This window comes from Rhizobium sp. YAF28 (assembly GCF_052113285.1).
Lineage (GTDB): Bacteria > Pseudomonadota > Alphaproteobacteria > Rhizobiales > Rhizobiaceae > Rhizobium.
Map to the genome: position 1 here is coordinate 219,985 of NZ_JBFRCX010000003.1, position 26,628 is coordinate 246,612.

The window sequence follows — 26,628 nt, forward strand, 5'->3', positions numbered from 1 at the left end:
AAATAGCTCCTTGATCTGCCGTTCTTTTACAGCGCTTCTGAATCGGTCTCGCCCGTACGGATGCGCACGGCATGGTCGATCGAGTAGACGAAGATTTTGCCGTCACCGATCTGGCCGGTCTTGGCAGATGCTGCGATGGCCTCTACCGCCTTGTCGACGATTTCGGATGCGACCGCGATTTCGATCTTGAGCTTCGGCAGGAAGCTGACCGCATATTCTGTGCCGCGATAGATTTCAGTGTGCCCCTTCTGGCGACCGTAGCCCTTCACTTCGGTCACAGTCAGGCCCTGAATGCCGATCGCCGTGAGGGCTTCGCGGACCTCATCGAGCTTGAACGGCTTGATAATGGCCATCACAATTTTCATCTGGTTTCCCATCCTTCGTTATCCTCGGCGCGGAGCCGACTCTCCTTGCCGCTGACGGTTTCCTGACCAGCGACCGGCGATAGACATTCAAAGGACGTGCCAGATTCGTGGCAGTCTATAAGTTATTGAAATATAAAGATTATAATTGAAGACGCCAATAAACAGGCAAATGATGGGCCAATAAGCGCACAAATAATGCGCAAATTTATAAATATGCACATTTTTTATTCATTTGCCTTTTTCCGAATCAGACCCTCCTGCGCCACCGACGCGATCAGGACACCGGATCGAGTAAAAAGGCTACCGCGAGTCAATCCCCGAGCGCCCGAAGCCGACGGACTGTCCTGTGTATAGAGCAGCCAGTCATCAAGCTTGTCGGGACGGTGGAACCACATGGCATGGTCGAGGCTTGCAACCTGCAGGTTCTGGTCGAAAATGGATGTTCCGTGGGCATGCAGCGATGCATCAAGCAGCGTCATGTCCGAGAGATAGGCAAGCACGGCGGCCTGATAGAGCCTGCTGTCCGGCACGGGACCGGTAGCACGAACCCAGATATCCTGCCGCGGCTCGAGCTTCTCACTCGTAAAATAGTGCTTGAGCGAGATGGGCCGGATTTCGATCGGCCTTTCGCGCTCCCAATATTTGCGCACCGCCGCCGGAGCATGAGCGAGATACTGCTCCTTGATCTGCTGTTCGCCGAGCAGCGTTTCCGGCATCGGTACCGGCGGCATAGGCATCTGGTGGTCGAAGCCCGGTTCCTCGACCTGGAACGAGGCCGACAGTGCGAAGATCGCCTTGCCGTGCTGGATCGCGACGGCCCGGCGTGTGTTGAAGCTCGACCCGTCCCGGATGCGCTCGACCTGATAGATGATCGGCACGGAGGGATCACCAGGACGCATGAAATAGGCGTGCAGCGAGTGAATGAACCGCTCGCCTTCCACAGTGCGCTGCGCCGCCATCAGCGCCTGGGCGATCACCTGCCCACCGAATACGCGCTGCCAGCCGACCTGCGGACTGCGGCCGCGAAAGATATCCACCTCGATCGGCTCGATATCGAGCGTCGAAATCAATGTTTCCATGGCAGTGGGCTTGCCCGTTTGTTCCGTCATTTGTTCAGCTCCCGGCGGTAGGAAGTGATAACTTGATGATCTATATAGATCGCATCTGATCGTAGAAAGTAACAGGAGCGGACGATGCTGGACATGCTGGTTGTAGGCGGAGGTTATGTCGGCCTGTCCGTGGCCTTGGCGGTCAAGCAGGCCGCACCGCATCTCAGTATCGGCGTCGCCGAGGCGGCACCCGAGCATGCCTGGAAAAAGGATATGCGCGCTTCTGCCATCATTGCGGCGGCGACGAAGATGCTCGAAGTCTTCGGTATCTGGAACGAGATCGAGCCGGAGGCCCAGCCGATCACCAAGATGATCGTAACCGATTCCAAGATGTCCGATCCTGTCCGCCCGATCTTCCTGACCTTCGATGGCGAAGTCGCCGACGGCCGGCCATTTGCCCACATGATCCCAAATGTCGTTATGGTCGGCGCGCTGCGCGGCGCCTGCGAGCGGCTCGGCATCGAAATCCGCCATGGCTTGAGCGCCACCGGCCTGAAGACGGGTGATACCGATATCGAGATCAGCCTGTCCGACGGCAGCACGCTGCAATCGCGCCTGCTGGTTGCCTGCGATGGCGTGCGCTCCAGACTGCGCGGTTTTGCAGGGATCAAGACTGTCACCTGGGATTACGGTCAGTCCGGCATCGTCACGACCGTCGAGCACGAGCGCCCGCACCACGGCTGCGCCGAAGAACATTTCCTGCCATCCGGCCCCTTCGCTATCCTGCCGCTGCGCAACAACCGCTCGTCACTGGTCTGGACCGAGCGAACGAATGACGCCAACCGTCTCGTTGCCGCCGACGATCTGGTTTTCGAGGAGGAACTTGAACGCCGTTTCGGCCACAAGCTCGGCGCTCTCAAGGTGGTTGGCGACAAGCGCGCCTTCCCGCTCGGCCTCACACTTGCCCGCTCCTTCGTCGCGCCGCGCTTTGCGCTTGCCGGTGATGCCGCACATGGCATCCATCCGATTTCCGGCCAGGGCCTCAATCTCGGCTTCAAGGATGTGGCCGCCCTCGCCGAAACCATCGTGGACGCCGATCGCCTTGGGCTCGACATCGGCGCCATCAATATTCTGGAGCGCTACCAGAGCTGGCGCCGCTTCGATACCTTCCGCATGGGCGTCACGACAGATGTGTTGAACCGGCTGTTTTCCAATGACATGGCGCCAATCCGCATCGCCCGCGACTTCGGCCTCGGCATCGTCGATCGCCTGCCGGGCCTGAAATCCTTCTTCATCGGCCAGGCGGCAGGAACGACCGCCAAGGACAATCCGCGGCTGCTGTCGGGCGAAACGATCTGAATGAGAGCAATTCCAGCAAAAGTGTGCTGCGGTTTTGCGTCCGGAATTGCGTAAAAACAAAGGAACTCTTTAGAGCTCAGTCTTCGAGTGTGCGCGCTTCTGAAACGAGCATGATCGGAATGCCGTCCCTGATCGGATAGGCAAGACGCGCCTTTTCCGAGACCAACTCGTTGTGTTCGCGGTCATAGGAAAGCCGTCCCTTGGTGAGCGGGCAGACGAGAAGTTCGAGAAGTTTGGGATCGACCCGGCTCAGTTTTTCGTCCATCGCGCCCTCTACTGCAGCACGGTATCGGAATCGCCGAAAACGCGGGCAAGCACGATTTCGGTGATGGCTATCAGGGTTTCCGCCCTCGTCTTGAGATCGGGCGCTTCGAGCAGCGCCTGTTTTTCGGCCGGGCCGAAAGGCGACATCATCGCGAGCGAATTGACGAGGGTAAGGTTGCTCGCCCGCTCCACGCTCTCCCAGTCCGCCTCGAGCTTATTGGCATCAAGATAGGCCTTGAAAGCCGTCAGCAGCGCGCTGCGGTCAACGGCATCTTCTTCGTTCTCGGCGGAGAGATCTGATATGAACGGCGCGATGCGAAAGCTGCGGAATGGTTGGCCATGCGATCTCTCTTCCAGCAGCCGGAAGCGGCACACGCCCGTGAGCGAGACGATATAGCGCCCGTCACCGGTTTCGGCATAAGAGGTAATCCGGCCAAGGCAGCCGACAGCCGCAAGCTCAGGGGCATGCGTCTTGTCTTCATGTTCGCCGTGTGCCGGCTGCACCATGCCGATCAGACGGTTGCCGGTCAGTGCGGCATCGAACATCGCAAGATAACGCGGCTCGAAGATATTGAGCGGCAGCTGCCCGGCAGGCAGGAGAAGCGCACCGGTCAAGGGAAAAACTGCAATCTCATCCGGTAGATCGCCGGGCTTCAGATATCTCGCATTGCCGACTTGCATGAAGACTAGTCCCGCGCTCTCTCGGCGCGCGCATCTGCGGCGCCCGTCCTCACGAGAAATGTGGTGTCCTTGCGTAAAAACGCAAGGGCGGATGCGGCAAACTCAGGAAAACAGGATCGATGAAAGCTTGCGGCGGGCCGAAACCGTCGCCGGATCCTTGAAGCCCCAAACCTCGAAGAACTGCAGAAGCTGGCGACGCGCACCATCATCATCGAAGGCGCGATCCTTGCGCATGATGGTGAGCAGGTGTTCGGCCGCCTCCTCGCGCTTGCCCTCGACATTGAGGATCTTGGCGAGTTTCAGGCGGGCTTCATGGTGATCTGGGTTCAAGGCCAGCTCGCGCTCCAGGGCGACGGGATCGCCGAGCTTGCGGGCTTCTTCGATCTGGTCGAGCTTCTTCAGGACCGCCTGGATGCCGGCATCCTTGCCAAGCTCTTCCGGCAGCTCGCTCAGCATCTGGCGGGCTTCACCGTGCTGGTCGGCTGCGATCAGGCATTCGGCCATGCCGGCAAGCGCCTTGGCATTTTCCGGATCGGCCTGCATGACCGCGCCATAAAGCTGGCCCGCTTCATTGATGTTGCCGGCAGCAAGCAACTCGCCAGCCTGTGCCAGAACACCCTCGATTTCGGCAGCCTGATCCGCACCCTCAGGACCTGCAAGCCGATCGATGAACTGGCGAACCTGGCTTTCCGGTACAGCGCCCATGAAGCCATCGGCCGGGCGGCCGTTGACGAAGGCGATGACGGCTGGAATGGACTGGATGCCGAGCTGGCCGGCGATCGAGGGATGATCGTCAATGTTCATCTTGACCAGCTTGACGCGGCCCTGACCTTCATTGACAACCTTTTCCAGCACCGGCGTCAGCTGCTTGCACGGGCCGCACCATGGCGCCCAGAAATCGACCAGCACCGGCTGGTTGCGCGATTCCTCGAGGACGTCCTTGGTGAAATTCGCCGTCGTCGTGTCCTTGATATAGCCGCCACCCGCCGCTGGCTGAGGTACCGCGCCATAATTTGCCGTTGCCGACATCTGGTTGCCAAAGGAACCGTTATAAGGATTGTCGCTGCCGCTCATAGGTATCTCCCGCCGCGCCGATCTGCCGGCGTCTCTGATAGCGCTAAAATCGTATGTCAGGACGTCACTTTCAAGACAAGCGGCTTATGCCCTGTCGCTTCCATGAATCGTATCAGATCGGCGCTCGCGATCGAGGTCGTCGCATCATTGGAAAGCGGATGGCAGTTGATGATCTCGTCATGCATCAGATCCGCATCGAGCACGAAGGTGACATTGTTGCCGGCATCGTTAATCGCGCCGAGTGCGGTGACAGCGCCCGGAATGACACCAAGATATTCCATCAGCTTCTCGGGTTTGCCGAAAGAGACGCGGCCTGAAGCACCGATAAGAGTATGGACCTGTTTGAGGTCGACGGCGGCATTTTCTTCCACGGTCAGCAGGAAATAACGATCTTTCTTGTCCTTCACGAACAGGTTCTTGGTGTGCCCGCCCGGGATCTCATCCCGCAGCGCCACCGATTCGGCCACCGTGAAGACCGGCGCATGGTCCTTGGTGCTGTGGACAATGCCAAGGCCGTCGAGAAAGGCGAGAAGATCCTGGCGAGTCTTGGGCTTGTTTTCGGTCATCGTCATTCCATCAGACAGGAGAGAGGCAGATTGGACTGTCTGCTTACGTCTGCCTCATGAGCTTGGCAATCTTCAGGACCGACGCTTTGCCCTGCTTTCGCGGCGTTTCCGAAGCCGGTTTTCCACCGCTAGAACTTTTCTTCGTTTTTCCGTCATTTCCCTGTTGCATTTGAAAATCGTTTGGGCGATATAGCGCCCGTCGCCGCAAGGTGGCGCCCACGGTCCGCTACTTACTACCCCGGACCAGTGCGGATTTGAGCGGGTGTAGCTCAGGGGTAGAGCACAACCTTGCCAAGGTTGGGGTCGAGGGTTCGAATCCCTTCGCCCGCTCCAGTTTCCTTCTCATATCAATGAAGATGTTGGGTTCCATGTGTGGCCACGCTCTCAGGCCTCTTTTGACGTAGCCGATCGGCTACTTCACACCTTTGATGGGATACTGACGGTACCCGCGATCTCGCTAACAGGGTCCGCTTTCACTCAGACAGATATCCTTCGGGTGCCTTCCTGCCCAACGCTCCGGCTGCACCACCACCGCAGATCGATCCTCATAAAACCATCGGTCACGGTTTCCTTCACAACTTTCGGCCCCGATTGATCCTACTCAATGCAAACGACGGCGGTATCTGGCTAGGTTTTTCCACACCTTGCGCAGGCGGACAGGGTCCGCGTCGTTCTGTCTCCTCACGACGCATGGTGAACGCTTGTTGCCGAACCCAATGATGGATTTAAATTAGCGACAGCTAACTGTAGTATCTTGAGAGGATATAGCCGGAGTTATATCGACATGCTGGTCAAAGATGTAATGACGACAAAGGTCGTCGGATTATCACCTGACCATAGCGTTCGGCATGCAGCCAAGCTGATGTCCGATCAGCACATAAGCGGCGCTCCTGTCGTTGACGACGGTGGGCGCTTGCTGGGCGTCATCAGCGAGGGCGATCTGATCCGCCGAACGGAACTGTCGAGTGGCGCATTCGTCCTGAAGGCGGACATGGGAGTTGGCGCCGATGAGAGAGCGAACGCCTTCGTCAAGCGATGCGGCTGGAGAGTGGGTGACGTCATGACGCCCGATCCTGTAACAATTGACGAGGATGCCCCCCTTTCGCGTGTCGCCAGCCTCATGCAGGACCATGGCATCAAGCGCATTCCGGTTCTGCGGGACGGTAAACTGGTCGGCATCGTCAGCCGCGCCGACCTCCTGCAGGTAATCTACTCCGCAAAACCGGATGATACAGCAGCTGGGGACGAAGCCATTCGCCGCAGCATTCTCGTTCGGCTCGGTGAAAATACCGGCCTGGAGGGATTGGACGTGTCCGTCACGGTCACTGACGGGATCGTGCATTTTTGGGGTAACGTCGACACGGCGGCTCGCCGCAGGGCCGCGCGGATTCTGGCGGAGGGCGTCAACGGTGTCCGCGGCGTGGTGGAGCATTTCCCGGAATCTCCTCCTCAATAGTGCCACAGCGCCGACATGAGACTGCCCCGGCCTTCATGAAAAAGGCCTCATGAGATTCAGCAATGTCATTTTGATTGGGAGACTCAGATGGTTTCGCCCGACACGGCAGTGATGAAAAAAACAGCCTCGGTAGCGTCGCATGGAAAAGCAACGCTCTTAGCCGAGGAACTCCGCCTGATGGACGCTTACTGGCGCGCATCGAACTATCTGTCGGTCGGGCAGATCTACCTGCTCGACAATCCCTTGCTCAAAAAACCCCTCGCACGCGCGCACATCAAGCCGCGGCTGCTCGGCCATTGGGGAACTTCGCCGGGCCTGAACATGCTCTATGTGCACCTTAACAGGGTAATCAAGCGCGACGATCTCAACATGATTTATGTAATCGGCCCCGGCCACGGTGGACCGTCGCTCGTTGCACATGCCTATCTGGAGGGAACCTACAGCGAATTCTACCCGAATATTGGCCAGGACGAGGAGGGCATGAAACGGCTTTTCAAGCAGTTCAGCTTTCCCGGCGGCATCCCGAGCCACGTCGCTCCCGAAACACCGGGGAGCATCCATGAAGGTGGCGAGCTCGGCTATGCACTCAGCCACGCCTATGGCGCAGCCTTCGACAATCCCGATCTGATCGTCGCCTGTGTCGTCGGTGACGGGGAAGCCGAAACCGGCCCCCTCGCCACGGGATGGCATGGCAACAAGTTTCTCAATCCCGCTCGCGACGGATGCGTTCTGCCGATCCTGCATCTCAATGGCTACAAGATCGCCAATCCCTGTTTCCTTGCCCGTATTCCCAGGGAGGAGTTGGAGAAGTTTTTCGAGGGCATGGGGTATGCGCCTCTCTTCGTCGAAGGCCATGAGCCCGATCAGGTGCAGCAGCAGCTTGCCGCAGCCATGGACACCGCCGTCGCGACGATCAAGACAATCTGGACGGAAGCGCGGGACAAGGGGAATGTTACCCGCCCGGCTTGGCCGATGATCGTCTTCCGCACACCGAAGGGCTGGACCTGCCCGTCAGAAATCGACGGCAAGAAATGCGAAGACTATTGGCGCTCGCACCAGGTTCCGATGGGCGATATGGACAAACCGGACCATATCAGGGTGCTTCAACACTGGATGAAGACCTACAGACCCGAAGAACTTTTCGACGGCGACGGAAGGCTGCGGGCTGAATTGGCTGCCCTGGCACCGACGGGACATCGCCGGATGAGTGACAATCCGCACGCAAACGGTGGTTTGTTATTACGCGATCTGAAGATGCCGGATTTCCGCGATTATGCCGTCTCGGTGCCCAAACCCGGAACGGTGACCGCAGAATCCGCTCGCGTCATGGGCAAGTTCCTGCGCGACGTGATGAAGCTGAACCTTCGCAACAATAACTTTCGGCTATTTAGCCCCGACGAGAACAATTCCAACCGTTGGCAGGACGTGCTGGAGGTCACCGATCGTTGCTATATGGCCGAGATCTATCCCGAGGACGACCACCTTTCCCCTAACGGCCGCATCATGGAGGTCTTAAGCGAGCATCAATGCCAGGGCTGGCTTGAAGGCTATCTGTTGACCGGGCGTCACGGCTTCTTCTCCTGCTACGAGGCGTTCATTCACATCATAGACTCGATGTTCAATCAGCACGCCAAGTGGCTGAAAGTGTGTAACCACATTCCCTGGCGGCGACCGATCGCCTCGCTGAACTACTTCCTGAGTTCGCATGTCTGGAGGCAGGATCACAATGGGTTTTCTCATCAGGATCCGGGCTTCATCGACCATGTGATCAACAAGAAGGCAGAGGTTATCCGGGTCTATCTTCCGCCGGACGCCAATACACTTCTATCCGTTACCGACCACTGTCTGCGCAGCCGCAACTATGTGAATGTGGTTGTGGCCGGCAAGCAGCCCGCGCCCCAATGGCTGACTATGGATGAGGCCATCAAACACTGTGCCGAAGGCCTCGGCATCTGGGAATGGGCCAGCAATGACCGAGGCTCGGAACCGGATGTGGTCATGGCCTGCTGTGGCGATGTGCCGACTCTGGAAACGCTCGCTGCCGTCCAGCTGATCCGAGAACACCTCCCCCAATTGAAGGTGCGGGTCATCAATATAGTCAATCTGATGAAGCTGCAGCCCTCAAGCGAACATCCCCATGGGCTTTCGGACCCTGACTTCGATGCGCTTTTCACAAAGGACAAGCCGATCATCTTCGCGTTCCACGGATATCCCTGGTTGATTCACCGGCTGACTTATCGACGGACCAACCATAAGAATCTGCATGTTCGAGGGTACAAGGAGGAAGGAACAACCACGACACCGTTCGACATGGTCGTTCTGAACCAGCTCGATCGCTTTCATCTCGTAGAAGACGTGATCGATCGGCTGCCGCAACTTGGCGCGCGCGCGGCCTACTTCAAGCAGGCGATCCGCGGCAGGCTGATCGAGCATCGCCAATATATCGAAGCGCACGGTGATGACATGCCGCAGATCAGCGGCTGGACATGGGGCGTCAAGAGTGCGGAGAAAGCGAAGGCTGCGACCTCCACAGAGGGAGACAATGCCTAGGCTACGCGTTGCGCGCAAACGATCATGCCGGCAGGCGTCCTATCGAGGCCGCCTCCAGATGCTCGACGAAACCATCTGATCTCCTCGGTTAACCTATCATGTCGGAGTTACTGTCCACCGATCCCGAACTGAACCGAATGCCGACGGAGCAGGATCTCGGTCGTCTTCAGTTCACGACATTGCTCTACTATCTGCATTGCACGAATCCGGATAACGGATTGGTTCGGGACAAGACACAGGCCGGCGCACCGGCAAGTATTGCTGCCGTCGGCATGGCGCTTGCCACCATTCCTGTCGTCGTGGAGCGCGGCATCGTCATTCGCGAGTTTGCCGCTAAGATTGCCCGGCGTCGACTGGAATTCCTGATGTCCTGCCACCAGGGACCGGAACCTGACGCGTCCGGCTACAAGGGCTTCTTCTACCATTTCCTGGACATTGAGACAGGACGACGGGTTTGGCAGTGCGAGTTGTCAACCATCGACTCGGCCTTCCTGTTCGCAGGTGCTTTGACCGTCGCGGCCTATTTTGACGCAGACACCGAAGACGAGGCAAAGGTTCGCGCACTCGCCAAATCGCTCTATGAGCGCGTGGACTGGAATTGGGCGCGTGACAACGGGGCTACCCTCACCCATGGCTGGCGGCCGGAAAACGGATTTATTCCCTATCGGTGGCGCGGCTATGACGAAGGTCTGCTTCTTTACATTCTCGGACTCGGCTCGCCCAGCCACCCGCTGCCGCCCGAGAGTTACAGGGCCTATACGGAGAGCTACGAATGGCGAAACATCTTTGGTCGCGAACTGCTCTATTCCGGCCCGCTCTTTACGCATCAGCTTTCGCATATGTGGATCGATTTTCGCGAAATTCGCGACACGTTCATGCGCGAGCATGACAGCGACTACTTCCGGAACAGCCGACACGCCACTTTCGTTCAGCAGGAATATGCAATCCGCAATCCGCTGAACTTCAAAGGCTACGGCGAACATTGCTGGGGTTTCACAGCAAGTGATGGACCCGGTTGGACAAAGCGAAACGTGGACGGCATCGACAGGGAATTCTTCGACTACGTTGCGCGTGGCGCACCCTATGGACCGGATGACGGAACCGTATCTCCGTGGGTCGTGGTCGCCTCGCTGCCATTCGCTCCGGAAATCGTTGTCCCAACCGTGCGAAACTTTGCTCGAATGCAGCTTGGCATGACGCGCCTCTATGGATTCAGACCATCGTTCAATCAGACATATACGATGGAAGACAAGGATGAAGGATGGTGGGTCAGCCCCTACCATTTCGGCATCGACCAAGGGCCTGTCGTCCTGATGATCGAAAACTACCGAACGGGCTTGCTGTGGAACATCATGCGTCGATGCGAGCCGGTCGTCGTCGGGCTAAGACGAGCGGGCTTTTCAGACGGCTGGTTATGACGGCGCTCGCGAGCTCAGCTGTTCAACCTCCGCCACCGGCTCTGATCCGATGGCTCGATGAAGGACGAGTCGATCATGAACAAGGTATCCCAGCCCCTGGAATAGTCACTCCTTCCGATTTTGGTCGATCCACTTCCAAGAGCCGTCCGAACGATATTCGAGAACAGCATCATAGGCTGCGCGTGGAGCACCCGGTTCGGCGAAGTTGACGCACGCAATCCCTCGTTCCGCCAGGAGCCCGACGATGTCGGGCAGAAGTTCGTAGCCGAAGATGGCATCGGCCTTCTCAGCAGAATATGGGATGGAGCTGCGATAATCGCGCTTGCAAGTGCAACGAGCCTTTGTTCGCGTGGCGACAGCAAAGTGGACCAGTCTTGCTCGCTGTCTAGGTCGCCAGGTGTGAGAGGATGCGCCAGGCCCAGCTTTTTCAACAGAGCGAGGATTTTTTCGTCTGTTTCCTCCATCGAGCGATTTTGCAATGCCAGGATCTGGCGCAGGGTTCCTGGGCCGGGCGACGGAGAATGATGCGAGAACGGATGAGCACGGCCTTCTCCGTGGCGATGGTGATACATCGCAGGCAGGGCTCCAAACGAGGCTCGACTCCTGGACAATCGGTCCTGCTTACCGCGCAACACATTGCGCATTGCGTTTATTTGCTATTTTCGCGGATCGAGTAGATCGCGCAGGCCATCGCCGAGAATGTTGAAGCCGAGCACGGTGACCATGATCGCGAGACCCGGAAAGAGCGACATGTAGATGTTGAGACCGAGATAGTTGCGGCCGTCGCTCATCATCGCACCCCATTCCGGAAGCGGCGGCTGCGCGCCGAGGCCGAGGAATGACAGGCTTGCGGCCGACAGGATGACGGTGCCTGCCGTCAGCGTCGACTGCACGATGATCGGGCCGATCGCGTTGCGCAGGATGTAATGCGTCATGATTCGATGGCGCGAAACGCCGAGCGAAATTGCCGCCTCCACATAGTCCATCGCCTTGAGGCCGAGCGTCAGGTTACGGCTGAGCCGCGCGTAAACTGGGACCGAGAAGATCGCGATGGCAATCAGCAGGTTAACGAGACTGGTGCCGAGCACGCTGACGATCAGGATGGCGAGTACGATGCCTGGAAAGGCGAAGAGAATATCCATGCACCACATGATTGCCTGGTCGACATAGCGCCCCGTCATGCCCGAGACAATGCCGAGCGGCACGCCGACCATGATGGCAAGCCCGACGCTGAGAATGACCTCCAGCAGCGAAATGCGAGCGCCGTAGAGCACGCGGGCGAAAATGTCCCGGCCGTTATCGTCGGTGCCGAAGGGATGTTCCCAGGATGGTTCCAGCATGGTCGAAAGCAGATCCTGCGAATAAGGATCGGCCGAGGTGATGAGTGGCGCAAAGATCGCCATCAGCACAATGATGCCGATAAACCCGCCGCCGATGGTGATGCCCTTATGCGTCGCAAGCCAGCGCAAGCCGCTGTTGCCGGTCGAAACCTTTTCCGCTTCGCTCATTGCCATCAGTCGAACCTTATCTTCGGGTTGAGCGCGGCGATCGCCATTTCCGCCAGGAAATTCATGACGACGACACCCGTGACAGCGACGAGCGTCACACCCTGGATGACCGGATAGTCGCGATAGCGCACCGAATCGACGAGCAAGCGGCCGATGCCAGGCCAGTTGAAGACCGATTCGGTGACGACGGCACCGCCGATCAGACTGCCGAAATTCAGCCCCACGATAGTGACGATCGGGATCAGCGCGTTTCGCAGCGCATGGCTCCAGTAGATCGACCTGGGTGCCACACCCTTGGCTCGCGCCGTGCGGATATAATCCTGTGCCAGCACTTCGATCATGCTGGAGCGCGTCATGCGGGCGATAACAGCCATCGGCAGCACCGCGAGTGTGATCGACGGCAGGATGAAGCTCTTCCACGAGGTGGCGCCAAGAAGCGGCAACCAACCGAGACTGACGGAGAACGTGTTCATCGCCATCAGCGCCAGCCAGAAATTGGCAATGGAAGCGCCGGCGATGGCAAGCAACATCACGGCCTGGTCCGGCCAGCCATGCCGGTAGATCGCGCCGATCATGCCGGCCGGCACGCCGATCGCAATCGCCAGCAGATAGGCGGTGATAGCAAGACCCAGCGTAAAGGGCATCCTCTCGGCGATTTCATCGACGACAGGCAGCTTCGACTTGAGGGACATGCCGAGATCGCCCCTGACGGCGCCATAGGCGAACGAACCATACTGTTCGGCAATGCTGCGATCGAGCCCCAGGCGGGCGCGCATATTATCGACCGCCTCCTGCGTGGCTTCGGGGCCGGCCATCATGCGGGCCGGATCGCCGGGAAGCGCGCGGATGGCGATGAAGATGAGCAGCGACACGCCGATCAGGATCAGCGGCAATGCGAGCAGCTTCTTGAGAATATAGGCTTTCATCGGACCGTCATTGTCAGTGAAGCAGGCGGACGGCGCATTGCGCGGCCCGCCCGGTTACGCATCAGTCCTTGGTGGCTTCCTTGACCACGACCTGGCCTCCCGGGATGACCCAGGCGCCCTTCACATTGTTGCGGGCGGCATAGAGATCCTGCGTCGTATAGAGGAGAACGTGCGGTGCCTGCTCGTTGACCTCCTTTTGGGCATCGACATAGATCGCATTACGCGCCGTCTCGTCCAGCGTCGAGGCTGCCTTGTCGATCAACTCATCGAGCTTCGGATCGTTGAAGAAGCCGAGATTGGCGCTGGCAGGCGAAGCACTTGCCGAATAATAGAGCGGACGGAACTGTAGGTCGGCGCCATTGACGCCCGAAGACCACGACGCGATCACCGAACCCGTATTAGCAGCCGCCTTGCCGGCCGGATCGGCAAAGGCCGCCTTCGCCCAGACGCCGCTTTCCATGCGCTGCACGTCAAGCTTCACGCCGGCCTTCGCCCACATGGCCTGCAGCAGTTCGCCGATGCGTGCCTCGGGCTCCTGCACGATGGTTGTCATCGAGAAGCCATCAGGATAGCCGGCATCGGCGAGCAGCTTTTTCGCCTTGTCGACGTCATAGGTGTATGGCGCAAGCGTCTTGTCATAGCCGGGTGTGACCGGCGCCAAGGGCGAATTTGCCGGCGTAGCATTGCCCTGCATGATCGCCTTGACGAGACCGTCGCGGTCGGTCGCATAGTTCAGAGCCTGGCGCACGCGCGCATCGTCGAGCGGCTTCAGCTTGGTGTTGAGAGATACCCAGAACACGGCCGAACCGTCTGATTTGTTGACCTTCATGTCCGGATTGGTTGCGAGCTGCTTGGCAAAGGCCGCCGGCAGCGGGTTGACGATATCGGCATCACCCGTCTGCAGCGCCATGTTCATGACCGACGGCTCGGCCGTCCAGGTCCACTTGATCTCGTCGGCACCCTTCGGCGCGCCTCCCCACCAGTCGGTGTTCTTCGTTTCCAGCACATATTCGCCGGACTTGTATTCCTGCAGCTTATAGGGGCCGGTGCCGACGGCCTTGCTGCCGATCGTGCCGGCAGCATCCGAGGTCGGGCTGACCATGAGGCAGGCGCCTGTGGTCAGCAGCGCGAGAAAGGCCGGGTAAGGCTTTTTGAGCTTGAATTGCACGGTCGAGGAATCGATGGCCGTAACGCTGTCGATAAAGGTGCGCAGACGACCGCTAGCGGCAAGGCCGCGCTTGGTGTCGAGATGGCGGGCGAAATTCTTCGCCACGGCATCTGCATCGAACGGCGTGCCGTCATGAAATTTCACGCCCGGGCGCAGCTTGAAGGTCCAGACGATGCCGGCGGCATCGCTCGACCATTCCGTAGCGAGCGCCGGCTGGAGGCTCAAATCCTTGGCGCGGGAAAGCAGGCCCTCATACATCGGGTCCAGAACCGCGGCTGTAAACGTCGCCGTCTGATCACCCGGATCCATCGAGCGCGGCGCTTCTGTCTGCATGACCGTCAGCGTGGAAGCGAAGGCCGAAAACGGCGCAAACAGCGCTCCGGCAACAGCGCAGCTCAATGCGAAATGTCGAGTACTGATAAATCTCTTGCGAATGATTTCCATTGGTTCACCCTCTTGTTGATTCTTGAAACCGGCTCTCAGGTCGGCTTTGATCAATTTTGTAATTTATTTTGGTTGATTGGTTCATTTTGTAAACTTATTGTCAAGGCAAAATAGCACGTCGGCAGATCGGGAATTTGTATGTTCAATTCGTCGCAGCGCGAGCTCCTGCGGGTCATAAGCGAGTCGGGCCCTTTAAGCCGGACCGATCTTGCTTCCGCGATCGGGCTCAGCAAAGCGGCGATGAGCGGCATTGCCCGCGAGCTTATCGATCGCGGCGTGCTGCACGAGACGGAGACCATCTACGGCCAGGGCCGGCCCTCCGTGCTGCTCGACCTGAAACCCGAATGCGCCTTCTTCATTGGCATCTCGCTTCTTGAAGATCCCGCTCCAATGATCCTCAGCGATCTCAACGGCAATATCATCGCCCGTCAGCAGTTGCCCCATTCCCGTGATCCCAAGGTCATCGCCAATGCCATCGCCTACGGCCTGCCGGAAATCCTGAAGGGCCACCCGCAGGCAAGCTCGAAGCTTGCCGGCATCGGCGTGGCGCTGTCCGGTTTCGTCGATGAAAAGCAGGCAACCTGCGTGCAGTCCACCCTGCTTGGCTGGCAAGATGTGCCGCTTGCCGAAATCATCCGCCACGCAAGCGGCGTCGATACCTTCATCGAAAACGACGCCAAGGCCGTCGCCGTCAGCGAGAAACTGTTCGGTATTGCCCGCGACACGCCGAATTTCTCGGTCGTTTCGCTGGGAGACGGCATCGGCTGTGCCCATTTCATCGACGGCAAGCTCTATCGCGGCAATCATGGCGGTGCGGGCGAAATCGCCCATGCGACGATCGAGCCCGGCGGTGCACCCTGCCGTTGCGGCAAACGCGGTTGCCTGGATACGATCGCCTCCATGAAAGCGATTAAGGAGATGGCCAGAGCCGCCGGCCTGAAATGCACCTCGCTGTCGGAACTGGAAGAGGAAGCATCGCACGGCACGGCCGAAGCGATTTCCATCATCCACAAGGCCGGCGCGGCTCTTGGCCTGGCGATCTCGCATCTGATTCAGATGAACGATCCGGGCATGATCCTCGTCACCCATGTCGAAGGTTCCTTCGAAGGCTTGTTCGGCACGGTCGTGCAGCAGGCGATCGAAGCCAATGTTCTTCCGCGTTATGCCGGCCAGACGCCGATCCGCACCCGTCGCGTCGATAGTGACGTCTGGGCGCGGGGCGCCGCCAGCATCGCCGCCCATAATTTCCTGATTGGTCCCAATTTAAGCTGAGGTTTCCCATGCGCATCGCCGTCGGTGGCATTCACATCGAATGCAGCACATACAATCCCGTCCTGAACGAGGAGAAGGATTTCCGGGTGGTGCGCGGCGAGGGACTGTTGGCAGCCCCCTATTTCGCCTTCCTTGGGGACTACGACGCCGAATTCCTGCCGACGATCCATGCTCGTGCCATTGCCGGCGGCCCGGTCGCGCGCCACACCTATGAGGCCTTCAAGACTGAGTTCCTGGAACGCTTGAAGCCCCTGCTGCCGCTCGACGGCCTCTATCTCGCCATGCACGGCGCCATGTATGTCGAGGGCATGGAGGATGCAGAAGGCGACTGGATCAGTTCTGCCCGCGCGCTTGTTGGCGATCACTGCACGGTTTCGGCCAGTTATGACCTGCATGGCAACGTCACCCAGCGCATCCTCGATGCGCTCGATATGTATTCCACCTATCGCACTGCGCCGCATATCGATGTCGAGGAGACCATGCGACGCTCGGTCTCCATGCTGGTGAAAAGCCTGAAGACCGGCGTGAAGCCCACCTTGCTCTGGGCGCCGATCCCCGCCGTCCTGCCGGGCGAACGCACCAGCACCGTCGATGAACCGGCAAAGAGCCTTTACGCCGAACTGCCCGGCATCGACGCGCTAGACGGCGTCTGGGATGCTTCGCTGATGGTCGGCTACGTCTGGGCTGACGAACCCCGCGCCACCGCCGCCGCCATCATGACCGGCACCGACCGCGCGGTGCTGGAGCGCGAGGCAAAGCGTCTGGCAAAGGCCTATTGGGACGTCCGTGAGGAATTCGTGTTCGGCTGCGAGACCGGCTCGATCGAGGAATGCGTTGCCAAGGCGATCGCCAGCCCCACCGGCCCCGTCGTGCTTGCCGAATCCGGCGACAATCCGACCGGCGGCGGTGTGGGCGATCGTGCTGACGTATTGGCCGAGCTGATTGCGAAGGGCGCCACCGGTGTCGTCTTCGCCGGCATCGCCGATAAGGCGGCCACCGAGACCTGTTATGCTGAGGGCGTCGGCGCCACTCTGGAGCTGACGGTCGGCGCCTCGCTCGATACCAAGGGCAGCAAGCCGGTGACGGGACGCTTCATGGTGAAGTTCCTGCACGAGACCGCTGACGCGGCCGACCGCCAGGCCGTCGTCTCGATCGATGGCATCGATCTGGTGCTCTCCGCCAAGCGCCGCCCCTATCACAACATCGCCGATTTTACCCGCCTCGGTCTTGATCCGCACACGGCAAAGATCGTCGTCGTCAAGTCGGGTTATCTCTCGCCGGAACTCGCACCGATCGCCAATCCCAAACTGATGGCGCTCTCGGCCGGCGTCGTCGACCAGTTCGTCGAGCGCCTGCCGCGCCTGCGCAAAGAGCACCCGACCTATCCTTTCGACAAGGATTTCAGCTTCGAGCCGCAGGCTTTCCTTTCTGCGCGCTCCGCGAACCGCTGAGGCTTGAAAGGCGAACCAATTGATTTTTGGTACCGCACGCTTGCCTGGCGTGCGGTTCTCGTCAAGACGTGCGCCTGCCGTTTGATTTGCCGCAAATCCAGGCCATTCGACCAATAAACAGGCAGATATTTATCTGCACAAAAAAGCGCTTGACGATCCGCCGGATTTGGTTTTGCATTGAACCAATATTAAATTGGTTCAGCCAATCATGGACGAAACGCAAGGCAATTCGAACTATGCGCTGGAGAAGCTGAGAGCTCTCCTGCAGTCGGATAGTCTCGATGCCGATGGCAAGCTGCCAACCGAACGTACGCTCTCCGAAATCCTCGGCGTCAGTCGCCGCTCCATCCGGCGCGCGCTGGAAGTGCTGGAAGCCGAAGGCCGCATCTGGCGCCGGCAAGGCTCCGGCACCTTTGCCGGCAAGCGGCCGGACGGTTGGAGCAACCATGTCGATTCCATCATCGCCGACACCGATCTCATGGAAATCATGGAAGTGCGCCTGCGCGTCGAACCGCAGCTTGCACAGCTTGCGGCCATGCGCGCCAAGGCCGCCGACGTCGAGCGCATGTATGATCTGGTGAAGAAGATCTACGAAAGCACGGATGCCGACGGCCGCGAACTCTGGGATGGCGCGCTGCATCGCCAGATCGCCCAATGCGCCGGCAATACATTCTTCCTGACGATCTTCGACGTCATCAACCGAGTGCGCCAGGACGAAGCCTGGCAGACGATCCGCGAGCGCGCCCGCAGCGCCAGCCGCACGCGCGAAGTCACCCATGGCCAGCACACAGCCATCGTCGATGCTATCGCCGCCCGCGATCCGGGAAAAGCCGGCGAAGCCATGCGCCAGCACCTGCTTACGCTGCAGGAAAGCCTCATCCGCATCACCTCTCTCGACCACACCGAAACGGAGGTCGAGAAGGAGCCCACCTGAGCGGGGAAAAAGCACGGCGGAGATAACCGCCGGCTCGGCACGACAAACGTGAAACAAAAACATAACAGAGGAGAATGAAATGAAATTCGCCAGATTGCTGACCACAGCCACAGCGGCAGCGCTCTTTGCGCTTCCCGCTTTCGCGGTCGAACTGAAGATCGGCCTGCAGGACGATGCAGACGTGCTTGATCCCGCGCAGTCGCGCACCTTCGTCGGCCGCATCGTCTATACCGCAATGTGCGACAAGCTCGTCGACGTCTCGCCCGACCTGAAGATCGTGCCGCAGCTTGCGACGGAATGGAACTGGTCGGCCGACGGCAAGGCGCTCACCATGAAGCTTCGCCAGGGCGTGAAGTTCCAGGACGAAACGCCCTTCAATGCTGAAGCCGTCGTCGCCACCATCGAGCGCAACATGACCCTGCCGGAATCGCGTCGCAAGAGCGAGTTGAGCTCCGTCCAGAAGGTCGAGGCGACAGGCGAATACGAAGTCAAGTTCACGCTGAAGAGCCCCGACGTCACCCTGCTGGCCCAACTTTCCGACCGCGCCGGCATGATCGTCTCGCCGAAGGCCGCAAAGGAACTCGGCGCAAAGTTTGGCGACCATCCCGTCTGCGCGGGCCCCTTCAAATTCGTCGAACGCGTCCAGCAGGACCGTATCGTGCTCGAAAAGTTCCAGGACTACTGGAACAAGGACAATGTCTTCATCGACAAGCTTACCTATCTGCCGATCCCGGATTCGACCGTACGCCTCGCCAACCTGCGTTCCGGCGATCTCGACATGATCGAACGCCTGGCCGCAACCGACGCCGAGACGGTCAAGAGCGATCCGAACCTCGTCTACAAGGATGTCGTCAATACCGGCTGGCTCGGCATCTATGCCAATGTCGGCAATGGTGCGCGCGCCGACAACCCGCTGGGCAAGGACAAGCGTCTGCGCCAGGCCTTCTCGCTGGCAATCGACCGAGATGCTGCCATGCAGATCGTCTTCGAAGGCACCGGCGTAGCCGGCAACCAGCCCTTCCCGCCGAGCAGCCCGTGGTTCGACAAGGACGTCCCGGTTCAGGCTCGTGACGTCGAGAAGGCAAAGGCCCTCGTCAAGGCTGCAGGCTTCGACCGCGTGCCGGTCGAAATGCAGGTTCCGAACAGCCCGGTCACGATGCAGATGATGCAGATCATCCAGTCCATGGTCGCCGAAGCCGGTTTCGATGTCAGCCTGAAAGCGACGGAATTTGCGACCCTGCTTAATGAGCAGACCGCCGGCAACTACCAGCTCAGCCGCTCCGACTGGTCCGGCCGCGTCGATCCTGACGGCAATATCCAGCAGTTCGTCACCTGCGGCGCCGGACTGAACGACAGCAAATATTGCAATGCTGACGTCGACAAGCTGCTGAACGAGGCTCGCCAGTCTCCTGACGATTCCGTGCGCAAGCAGAAATATGATGCTGCAACCGCAATCCTCAATGACGATTTGCCGATCATCTTCCTTGGCCACCAGTCCTGGATCTGGGCGCTGCACAAGAACATCACCGGCTTCGTCGCATCGCCCGACGGCATGATCCGCCTCGTCGGTGTGAAGAAGGAAGGCTGATAGCCACACGCTTCAGGAACGCGACGACCCTCGCCGCGTTCCGCTGATGGTATCGGAGCGCCCATGTACAGGTTTATCGCCAAGCGGCTGTTGGTCGCCATTCCAACTTTGCTGATCATTTCGGTCTTTGTCTTCTCGCTGCAGAAACTTCTGCCGGGCGATCCAGTTCTAGCCATGGCCGGCGAAGAGCGTGATCCACAGGTGTTGGAATTCCTGCGGGAAAAATATCACCTCAACGACCCCGTTCCTTACCAGTATTTCTACTGGCTGGGCTCGGCCCTGAAGGGTGATCTTGGCATTTCGCTGCGCACCAACCAGCCGGTGCTCGAACTCGTTGCCGAAAAGCTGCCGGTCACCATCCAGCTTGCGATCATGTCGATGATCTTCGCCTTCGTCATCGGCGTCCCCATGGGCATCCTGGCCGCGGTCAAGAAAAACACGATTATTGATTATCTCGCCAACCTCATCGCACTCACCGGCCTGTCGATCCCGAACTTTTGGCTCGGCATCATGCTGATCCTGCTGGTCTCAGTTAATCTTGGCTGGCTTCCGGCCTCGGGCTACGAACCCTTCTTCTCCAATCCATTGCGCTCGATCCAGACGATGCTGATGCCCTCCTTCGTGCTCGGCAATGCACTTGCCGCCACACTGATGCGCCACACCCGGTCGGCGATGCTGAGCGTCTTGAGCGCCGACTATATCCGCACTGCCCGCGCCAAGGGGCTTTCGGAAGGATCCGTGGTCTTGGAGCACAGCTTCCGCAATGCCCTCCTGCCGATCGTCACACTCACTGCACTGCTCTTTGGCGAGCTGCTTGCCGGTGCGGTTCTTACGGAGCAGATTTTCACCATTCCAGGCTTCGGAAAACTCATCGTCGATGCCGTCTTTAACCGCGATTATGCTGTCGTCCAGGGCGTCGTCATCTGCACGGCGATTGGCTTTATCCTGATGAACCTTGTGGCCGATGTGCTCTATGTTCTTCTCAATCCGCGCATGAGAGCTTCGCTATGACCGCAGTCGATCAAGTCGCAGCCGCGCCCGCCACGTCTGCAGAGCAGCGTTCGCCGAGCCGCGCCTGGCGCAAGCTGAAAGCCAACAAGGGCGCGCTCGTCGGCCTCGCCATCATCGCCTTCTTCGCAATCCTTGCCATCATCGCGCCGCTCCTGCCGCTCCCCGATCCGAACGCCACGAGCTGGTCGACGATCCGCAAGGCGCCGTCAGCAGCCCATTGGCTCGGCACCGACGACATCGGCCGCGATATTCTCTCGCGCATGATCTGGGGCGCGCAGGCCTCGCTGATGGCCGGCGTCTTTTCCGTGGCGATCGCCGTTCTCATCGGCGTGCCCTTCGGCCTGATCTCAGGCTATTTCGGCGGCTGGATCGACATGATCATCTCCCGCATCACCGAAGCCTTCCTGGCGATGCCTTTCCTGATCACCGCGATCGCGCTTGCCGCCTTCCTCGGCCCGAGCCTCAGCAATGCGATGATCGCGATCGGCCTTTCGGCCATGCCTATCTTCGTGCGGCTGACGCGTGGCCAGGTACTGGCGGTCAAGACCGAAGAATATATCGAAGGCGCGCGTTCCATCGGTCTTCGCCATTTCAGCATCATCACCCGCTACATCCTGCCGAATGTTTTCGCGCCGATCCTCGTGCAGGCGACGCTGACGATAGCAACCGCCATCATCGCCGAAGCCAGCCTCTCCTTCCTCGGCCTCGGCCAGCAGCCGCCGGCGCCAAGCTGGGGCTCGATGCTGAACGTTGCCAAGAACTTCCTGAGCCAGGCGCCGTGGATGGCGATGTGGCCCGGCATTGCCATCTTCCTCGTCGTTATCGGTTTCAATCTCTTGGGCGACGGGCTGCGCGATGCGCTCGATCCGCGCGAAGCATGACTCTTCGAAAGGACATATGAAATGACCGCATTTACGACCCGCCCCGAAATTCTGGGCACATTCGGCGTCGTCACCTCAACGCACTGGATCGCTTCGGCCGTCGGCATGAGCATCCTGGAAAAGGGCGGCAACGCCTTCGATGCGGCGGTTGCTACCGGCTTCACCCTGCAGATCCTCGAGCCGCACCTCGTCGGCCCCGGCGGCGACATGCCGGCGATCATCTATTCGAAGAAGAAGGACAAGGTCGAGGTCATCTGTGCTCAGGGCCCTGCCCCGGCAGGCGCCACTATCGAGCACTATACGTCCGAGGGCCTGAAGCTGATCCCCGGCGACGGCCTGCTTGCAACCGTCATTCCCGGCTCCTTCGACGGCTGGATGCTGATGCTGCGCGACTACGGCAGGCTGAGCGTGCGCGACGTGCTGGAGCCGGCAATCTATTACGCCGAAAAAGGCCATCCCATGCTGCCGCGCGTCTCCGCCACCATCACGGGTCTTGCCGAATTCTTCGAAAAGGAATGGCCGACCTCCTATGAGACCTGGGTGCCGGGCGGTTCGGTTCCCGAGCCACATTCCAACTTCAAGAACCCGGTTCTCGCCGAAACTTGGAAGCGCATCATTTCCGAAGCGGAAGCAAAGCAGGGCCGCGAGGCGCAGATCGAAGCGGCCCGCGACGCCTTTTACCGCGGCTTCGTTGCCGAAAAGATCGCAAACTATCTGAAGACGGCCGAAGTGATGGATGCAAGCGGCAGTCGCCACAAGGCGGTGCTGATGGCAGACGATATGGCGAACTGGTCGGCGACGATCGAGGAGCCGCAGACCTATGACTATCACGGCTGGACGGTCGCCAAGATCGGCCCCTGGGGCCAGGGTCCTGTCTTCCTGCAGACGCTGTCGCTCCTCAAGGATATGGACATCGCCTCGATGGCGCCAGACGGTGCCGATTTCGTCCATACTGTCACCGAGGCCATGAAGCTCGCCTTTGCCGACCGCGAGGTCTACTATGGCGATCCCGCTTTCTCCGATATACCGCTCGACCATCTTCTGTCGGACACCTACGCCGCCGCCCGCCGCAAGCTCATCACGGGCGAAGCCTCCTTCGATCTTCGCCCCGGCAAGGTGGCGGGTTTCGAGCAGCAATATGATGTAACGATGGACATGCTCGGCGCAGACTCCAAGACCGGCGCCGTCTACGAGCCGACCATGGCGCATCTGACGGAAAAGCGCGGCGACACCGTCCACATCGACGTCATCGACCGTGAAGGCAACATGGTCTCGGTCACCCCCTCGGGCGGCTGGCTGCAGTCCTCGCCGATCGTTCCGGGCCTCGGCTTCTGCTTGAATTCGCGGGCCCAGATGTTCTGGCTGAAGCCCGGACTGCCGACATCGCTTGCTCCTGGCAAGCGCCCCCGTACCACGCTCACGCCTTCGCTCGGCCTTTATGAAGGACGCCCGACGCTCGCCTTCGGCACGCCCGGCGGCGACCAGCAGGAACAGTGGCAGCTCTCCTTCTTCTTGCGCTATGTGCACCACAAGATGAACCTGCAGGCGGCAATCGACCAGCCGCTCTTCCACACCTCGCATTTCCCCGGCTCCTTCTATCCGCGCACACGTGAACCGGGTGGTCTGATGGTGGAAGGCAATTTCAGCGCTACAGTACTCGACAGTCTGCGTGCCCGCGGCCACAAGCTCACCGTCGCCGAGCCTTGGACCATCGGTCGCCTGACAGCAGCCCGCCGCGATGCCGACGGGCTGTTGCGTGCCGCCGCCACGCCGCGCCTCATGCAGGCCTATGCGGTCGGGAGGTAGGTATGACCTGGTCCATCGTCGCCCGTGATCCTGAGACAGGCTATCTCGGCATTGCCGTCGCCACCCGCTTCTTTGCGGTCGGCGGGCTGGTGCCGCATATCCGCGGCGGCATCGGCGCAGTCGCGACGCAGGCTTTCGTAAGCCCGCTCTACGGTACGGATGGGCTCGCTTTGCTTGCTACCGGCAAGGCGCCGGATGAGATCATCACCGAACTGACCGCCCGTGATGCCGGCCGAGACCAGCGCCAGCTTCACCTGATCGATGCGCGCGGCCGCAACGCCGCCTTCACCGGCGCCCAATGCATCGACTGGGCCGGTCATCTGATCGACGACAATGTTTCCGTCGCCGGCAATATGCTGGCCGGCCCCAATGTCGTCGCCGAGACGCTTGCTACCTATAAGAAGGCGTTGGATAAGCCCTTCATCGAGCGCCTGCTCGAAGCCATGCAGGCCGGCGAAGATGCCGGCGGCGACAAGCGTGGCAAGCAGTCTGCCGCTCTCCTCGTCCACCGCGATCAGGATTATCCCTGGCTTAGCATCCGCGCGGACGATCATCCCGATCCGCTCGCCGAACTGCGCCGGCTCTATGCGGTGGCCCAGGAGCGCTACATGCATGTCGCCGAAACGATGGCGACCAAAGCGAACCCGAACGGAATGATTGACAGGCGCGAGATCGATGAAAAGATCGCGGCGCTGGAAGCGGTGCGCCTTGCGGAAGGACGGCCGTCGGCCTCCTTCGCCACGCCTCTGAAGACCTGAAAGCCCCTCCGGCACAAAAAGAATAAGGGAACGATATGAGTGATCAGCCTGCAGCACCCGTCTCTCCGGTTCTTTCCGTCCGGAACCTGACAACCTCCTTTCTCGCCGACGGCGAGTGGAGATCCGTCGTCCGCAATGTCTCCTTCGATGTCATGCCGGGGGAAACGGTCGCCATCGTCGGCGAGAGCGGGTCCGGCAAGAGCGTCACCTCGCTTTCCATCATGCGCCTGCTCGCCAAAGGCTCAAGCCGCGTCGAGGGGAGCATCACGCTCAACGGGCGCGATATCCTTTCCCTCTCCGACAAGGAGATGCGTTCCGTGCGCGGCAAGGATGCCGCCATGATCTTTCAGGAACCGATGACCAGCCTGAACCCGATCTTCACCATTGGCCGGCAGATTTCCGAGGCACTCACCTGCCACGGCGATATCAGCAAGGCTGACGCACGAGCCGAAACGATCCGCCTCCTGGAGAAGGTGCGCATTCCGAACGCCGCATCCCGCTTCGATGAATATCCGCACCAGTTTTCCGGCGGCATGCGCCAGCGGGTCATGATTGCCATGGCACTCGCATCAAGGCCGAAGCTTTTGATCGCCGACGAACCGACCACCGCGCTCGACGTCACCATCCAGGGCCAGATCCTTGATCTCATCAAGGTGCTGCAGGAAGAGGAAGGCATGTCCGTTCTCTTCATCACCCATGACATGGGCGTCGTCGCCGAGATCGCCGATCGCACTATCGTCATGTATCGCGGCGAAGCGGTCGAAACCGGCACGACGGACGATATATTCAATCGCGGCAAACATCCCTATACGCAGGCCCTGCTCTCTGCCGTGCCGCGGCTCGGCTCGATGGATGGCCGCAAATGGCCGCTGCGTTTCCCGGTGATCGACACGGCGACTGGCGAACGCCGCGAGCCGGTGGAAGTGGCCGAAACCGTCGACCGCCGCAAGACGCCGATCCTCGAAGTGAAGAACCTCGTTACCCGCTTCGATATTCGCGGCGGTCTCCTCGGCCGCAAGACCGGCGCCATCCACGCCGTGGAGGATGTGTCCTTCGAACTCTTCCAGGGCGAGACGCTGTCGCTCGTCGGCGAATCCGGCTGCGGTAAATCCACCACTGGACGTTCGATCACACGCCTGGTGCAGCCGAACGCCGGCTCCGTCAGCCTTGACGGCTATGACGTGCTGAACCTCGACGCGATCAGCCTGCGTCAGATGCGCCGCAGCATCCAGATGATCTTCCAGGACCCCTTCGCCAGCCTCAATCCGCGCATGACGATAGGGGCTGCCGTCGCCGAACCCATTGTCGAACATGGTCTAGGCACCCGTGCCCAGGCTCGCGAAAAGGCCGCCGACCTGCTCGAACGCGTCGGCCTGAAGCCGGATATGATGAAGCGTTACCCGCATGAATTTTCCGGCGGTCAGCGCCAGCGCATCTGCATCGCCCGCGCTCTTGCGCTCGACCCGAAGGTGATCGTCGCGGATGAAAGCGTGTCCGCCCTCGATGTTTCGATCAAGGCGCAGGTCTGCAATCTGCTGATGGATCTGCAGCAGAGCCTCAACCTCGCCTTCCTTTTCATCTCTCACGACATGGCGGTGGTCGAACGCGTCAGCCACCGCGTTGCGGTCATGTATCTCGGCGAGATCGTCGAGATCGGCCCGCGCGAAGAGCTCTTCCGCAATCCGCAGCATCCCTACACCAAGAAGCTGATGGCGGCTGTTCCGGTGCCCGATCCCGCCCGCCGCGGCATTCGCCGCAACCTCGGCACCGACGAACTGAAAAGCCCCGTCCGCCCCGTGGGTTACGTGCCTCCGAAGCGTCAGTTCCGCGAGGTCGTAGCAGGCCATATGGTGCGGATGGAGGAAGCCGCCTGAGCTAGTCCAGGAGGCTCAACGGACAGTTTAGGGATGGTAGGTATTGCACGGAACGGACCACATACGGGGGGTGCGGTTTAATCCCTTTTGCTGCATCGCTTATATCATTTATTCCAGATATTATTTCAGTGGGAATTATTAACGCCAATCGGCGACGTTTGTGTTCTCTTATCCTTGCGAATCAAAAAGGTTTGATTTGCCTGGGGGCAGCCACCATGTTGAAGC

At 59.8% G+C, this 26,628-nt stretch carries 22 protein-coding genes and 1 tRNA gene; 14 read left to right on the plus strand and 9 right to left on the minus strand.

Features of this window, described 5'->3' with window-relative positions:
* Nucleotides 1-26 precede the first annotated feature (26 nt).
* Nucleotides 27-377: a P-II family nitrogen regulator gene (locus tag AB4Z13_RS08800; protein ID WP_007814595.1), complete on the minus strand. Its 351-nt coding sequence runs from the start codon at nucleotides 375-377 to the stop codon at nucleotides 27-29.
* A 212-nt stretch (nucleotides 378-589) separates the two neighbouring features.
* On the minus strand, nucleotides 590-1,474 hold the full coding sequence (gene tesB / locus AB4Z13_RS08805; protein WP_439016811.1) for an acyl-CoA thioesterase II: 885 nt from the start codon (nucleotides 1,472-1,474) through the stop codon (nucleotides 590-592).
* Between the two features lie 84 nt (nucleotides 1,475-1,558).
* Here tesB and AB4Z13_RS08810 point away from each other — a divergent pair, with 84 nt between their 5' ends.
* Nucleotides 1,559-2,773, plus strand: coding sequence for a ubiquinone biosynthesis hydroxylase (locus AB4Z13_RS08810; protein WP_439016812.1), 1,215 nt, complete (start codon nucleotides 1,559-1,561; stop codon nucleotides 2,771-2,773).
* A 76-nt stretch (nucleotides 2,774-2,849) separates the two neighbouring features.
* Here AB4Z13_RS08810 and AB4Z13_RS08815 read toward each other — a convergent pair whose 3' ends face one another.
* The 4 genes from AB4Z13_RS08815 to AB4Z13_RS08830 form a co-directional block, all read right to left on the minus strand.
* The gene (locus AB4Z13_RS08815) at nucleotides 2,850-3,038 is read right to left on the minus strand and encodes a Trm112 family protein (RefSeq protein ID WP_007814601.1); all 189 of its coding nucleotides are present in this window, start codon (nucleotides 3,036-3,038) and stop codon (nucleotides 2,850-2,852) included.
* 8 nt (nucleotides 3,039-3,046) lie between these two features.
* A complete protein-coding gene (locus AB4Z13_RS08820) occupies nucleotides 3,047-3,718 on the minus strand; it encodes an LON peptidase substrate-binding domain-containing protein (protein ID WP_007814604.1) in 672 nt (223 codons plus the stop codon).
* A 102-nt stretch (nucleotides 3,719-3,820) separates the two neighbouring features.
* Complete coding sequence (gene trxA / locus AB4Z13_RS08825) at nucleotides 3,821-4,792, minus strand: thioredoxin (protein ID WP_439016813.1); 972 nt, start codon at nucleotides 4,790-4,792, stop codon at nucleotides 3,821-3,823.
* 56 nt (nucleotides 4,793-4,848) lie between these two features.
* Nucleotides 4,849-5,358 (minus strand): prolyl-tRNA synthetase associated domain-containing protein, encoded by a 510-nt coding sequence (locus AB4Z13_RS08830; protein ID WP_113319793.1) that lies wholly within the window; start codon nucleotides 5,356-5,358, stop codon nucleotides 4,849-4,851.
* A 258-nt stretch (nucleotides 5,359-5,616) separates the two neighbouring features.
* Between AB4Z13_RS08830 and AB4Z13_RS08835 the strand changes: the two genes are divergently transcribed.
* The 4 genes from AB4Z13_RS08835 (at nucleotide 5,617) to AB4Z13_RS08850 (ending at nucleotide 10,782) form a co-directional block, all read left to right on the plus strand.
* Nucleotides 5,617-5,691 (plus strand) — tRNA-Gly (locus tag AB4Z13_RS08835).
* A gap of 451 nt (nucleotides 5,692-6,142) precedes the next feature.
* Entirely contained in the window at nucleotides 6,143-6,814 is a 672-nt protein-coding gene (locus AB4Z13_RS08840; RefSeq protein WP_439016814.1) for a CBS domain-containing protein, read from the plus strand.
* 87 nt (nucleotides 6,815-6,901) lie between these two features.
* Nucleotides 6,902-9,364: a phosphoketolase family protein gene (locus AB4Z13_RS08845; protein WP_439016816.1), complete on the plus strand. Its 2,463-nt coding sequence runs from the start codon at nucleotides 6,902-6,904 to the stop codon at nucleotides 9,362-9,364.
* Between the two features lie 98 nt (nucleotides 9,365-9,462).
* Nucleotides 9,463-10,782, plus strand: a complete 1,320-nt coding sequence (locus AB4Z13_RS08850) for a glucoamylase family protein (protein WP_442205961.1) — start codon at nucleotides 9,463-9,465, stop codon at nucleotides 10,780-10,782.
* 656 nt (nucleotides 10,783-11,438) lie between these two features.
* Here the strand turns inward: AB4Z13_RS08850 and AB4Z13_RS08855 are convergent.
* From AB4Z13_RS08855 to AB4Z13_RS08865, 3 genes are all read right to left on the minus strand, one after another.
* Complete coding sequence (locus AB4Z13_RS08855; RefSeq protein WP_439016817.1) at nucleotides 11,439-12,296, minus strand: ABC transporter permease; 858 nt, start codon at nucleotides 12,294-12,296, stop codon at nucleotides 11,439-11,441.
* Complete coding sequence (locus AB4Z13_RS08860; protein WP_439016818.1) at nucleotides 12,296-13,216, minus strand: ABC transporter permease; 921 nt, start codon at nucleotides 13,214-13,216, stop codon at nucleotides 12,296-12,298. The genes AB4Z13_RS08855 and AB4Z13_RS08860 overlap by 1 nt, the downstream gene beginning before the upstream one ends.
* A 61-nt stretch (nucleotides 13,217-13,277) precedes the next feature.
* Nucleotides 13,278-14,828: an ABC transporter substrate-binding protein gene (locus AB4Z13_RS08865; protein ID WP_439016819.1), complete on the minus strand. Its 1,551-nt coding sequence runs from the start codon at nucleotides 14,826-14,828 to the stop codon at nucleotides 13,278-13,280.
* 138 nt (nucleotides 14,829-14,966) lie between these two features.
* On the opposite strand from AB4Z13_RS08865, the gene AB4Z13_RS08870 reads away from it, so the two are divergent.
* From AB4Z13_RS08870 to AB4Z13_RS08910, 9 genes are all read left to right on the plus strand, one after another.
* A complete protein-coding gene (locus AB4Z13_RS08870) occupies nucleotides 14,967-16,100 on the plus strand; it encodes an ROK family transcriptional regulator (RefSeq protein WP_113319800.1) in 1,134 nt (377 codons plus the stop codon).
* An 8-nt stretch (nucleotides 16,101-16,108) separates the two neighbouring features.
* Nucleotides 16,109-17,551 carry a M81 family metallopeptidase gene (locus AB4Z13_RS08875; protein ID WP_439016820.1) on the plus strand — a complete coding sequence of 481 codons (1,443 nt, stop codon included), beginning with the start codon at nucleotides 16,109-16,111 and terminating at the stop codon, nucleotides 17,549-17,551.
* A gap of 208 nt (nucleotides 17,552-17,759) precedes the next feature.
* Nucleotides 17,760-18,485: a FadR/GntR family transcriptional regulator gene (locus tag AB4Z13_RS08880; protein ID WP_113319802.1), complete on the plus strand. Its 726-nt coding sequence runs from the start codon at nucleotides 17,760-17,762 to the stop codon at nucleotides 18,483-18,485.
* 79 nt (nucleotides 18,486-18,564) lie between these two features.
* Nucleotides 18,565-20,073, plus strand: a complete 1,509-nt coding sequence (locus AB4Z13_RS08885; RefSeq protein WP_439016821.1) for an ABC transporter substrate-binding protein — start codon at nucleotides 18,565-18,567, stop codon at nucleotides 20,071-20,073.
* A 63-nt stretch (nucleotides 20,074-20,136) separates the two neighbouring features.
* A complete protein-coding gene (locus tag AB4Z13_RS08890) occupies nucleotides 20,137-21,084 on the plus strand; it encodes an ABC transporter permease (RefSeq protein WP_113319804.1) in 948 nt (315 codons plus the stop codon).
* On the plus strand, nucleotides 21,081-21,965 hold the full coding sequence (locus tag AB4Z13_RS08895) for an ABC transporter permease (RefSeq protein ID WP_439016822.1): 885 nt from the start codon (nucleotides 21,081-21,083) through the stop codon (nucleotides 21,963-21,965). The genes AB4Z13_RS08890 and AB4Z13_RS08895 overlap by 4 nt, the downstream gene beginning before the upstream one ends.
* A gap of 21 nt (nucleotides 21,966-21,986) precedes the next feature.
* Nucleotides 21,987-23,771, plus strand: coding sequence for a gamma-glutamyltransferase family protein (locus AB4Z13_RS08900; RefSeq protein ID WP_439016824.1), 1,785 nt, complete (start codon nucleotides 21,987-21,989; stop codon nucleotides 23,769-23,771).
* Between the two features lie 2 nt (nucleotides 23,772-23,773).
* Nucleotides 23,774-24,529, plus strand: coding sequence for a DUF1028 domain-containing protein (locus tag AB4Z13_RS08905; RefSeq protein WP_439016825.1), 756 nt, complete (start codon nucleotides 23,774-23,776; stop codon nucleotides 24,527-24,529).
* 35 nt (nucleotides 24,530-24,564) lie between these two features.
* The gene (locus AB4Z13_RS08910; protein WP_439016826.1) at nucleotides 24,565-26,403 is read left to right on the plus strand and encodes an ABC transporter ATP-binding protein; all 1,839 of its coding nucleotides are present in this window, start codon (nucleotides 24,565-24,567) and stop codon (nucleotides 26,401-26,403) included.
* Nucleotides 26,404-26,628: the final 225 nt, after the last annotated feature.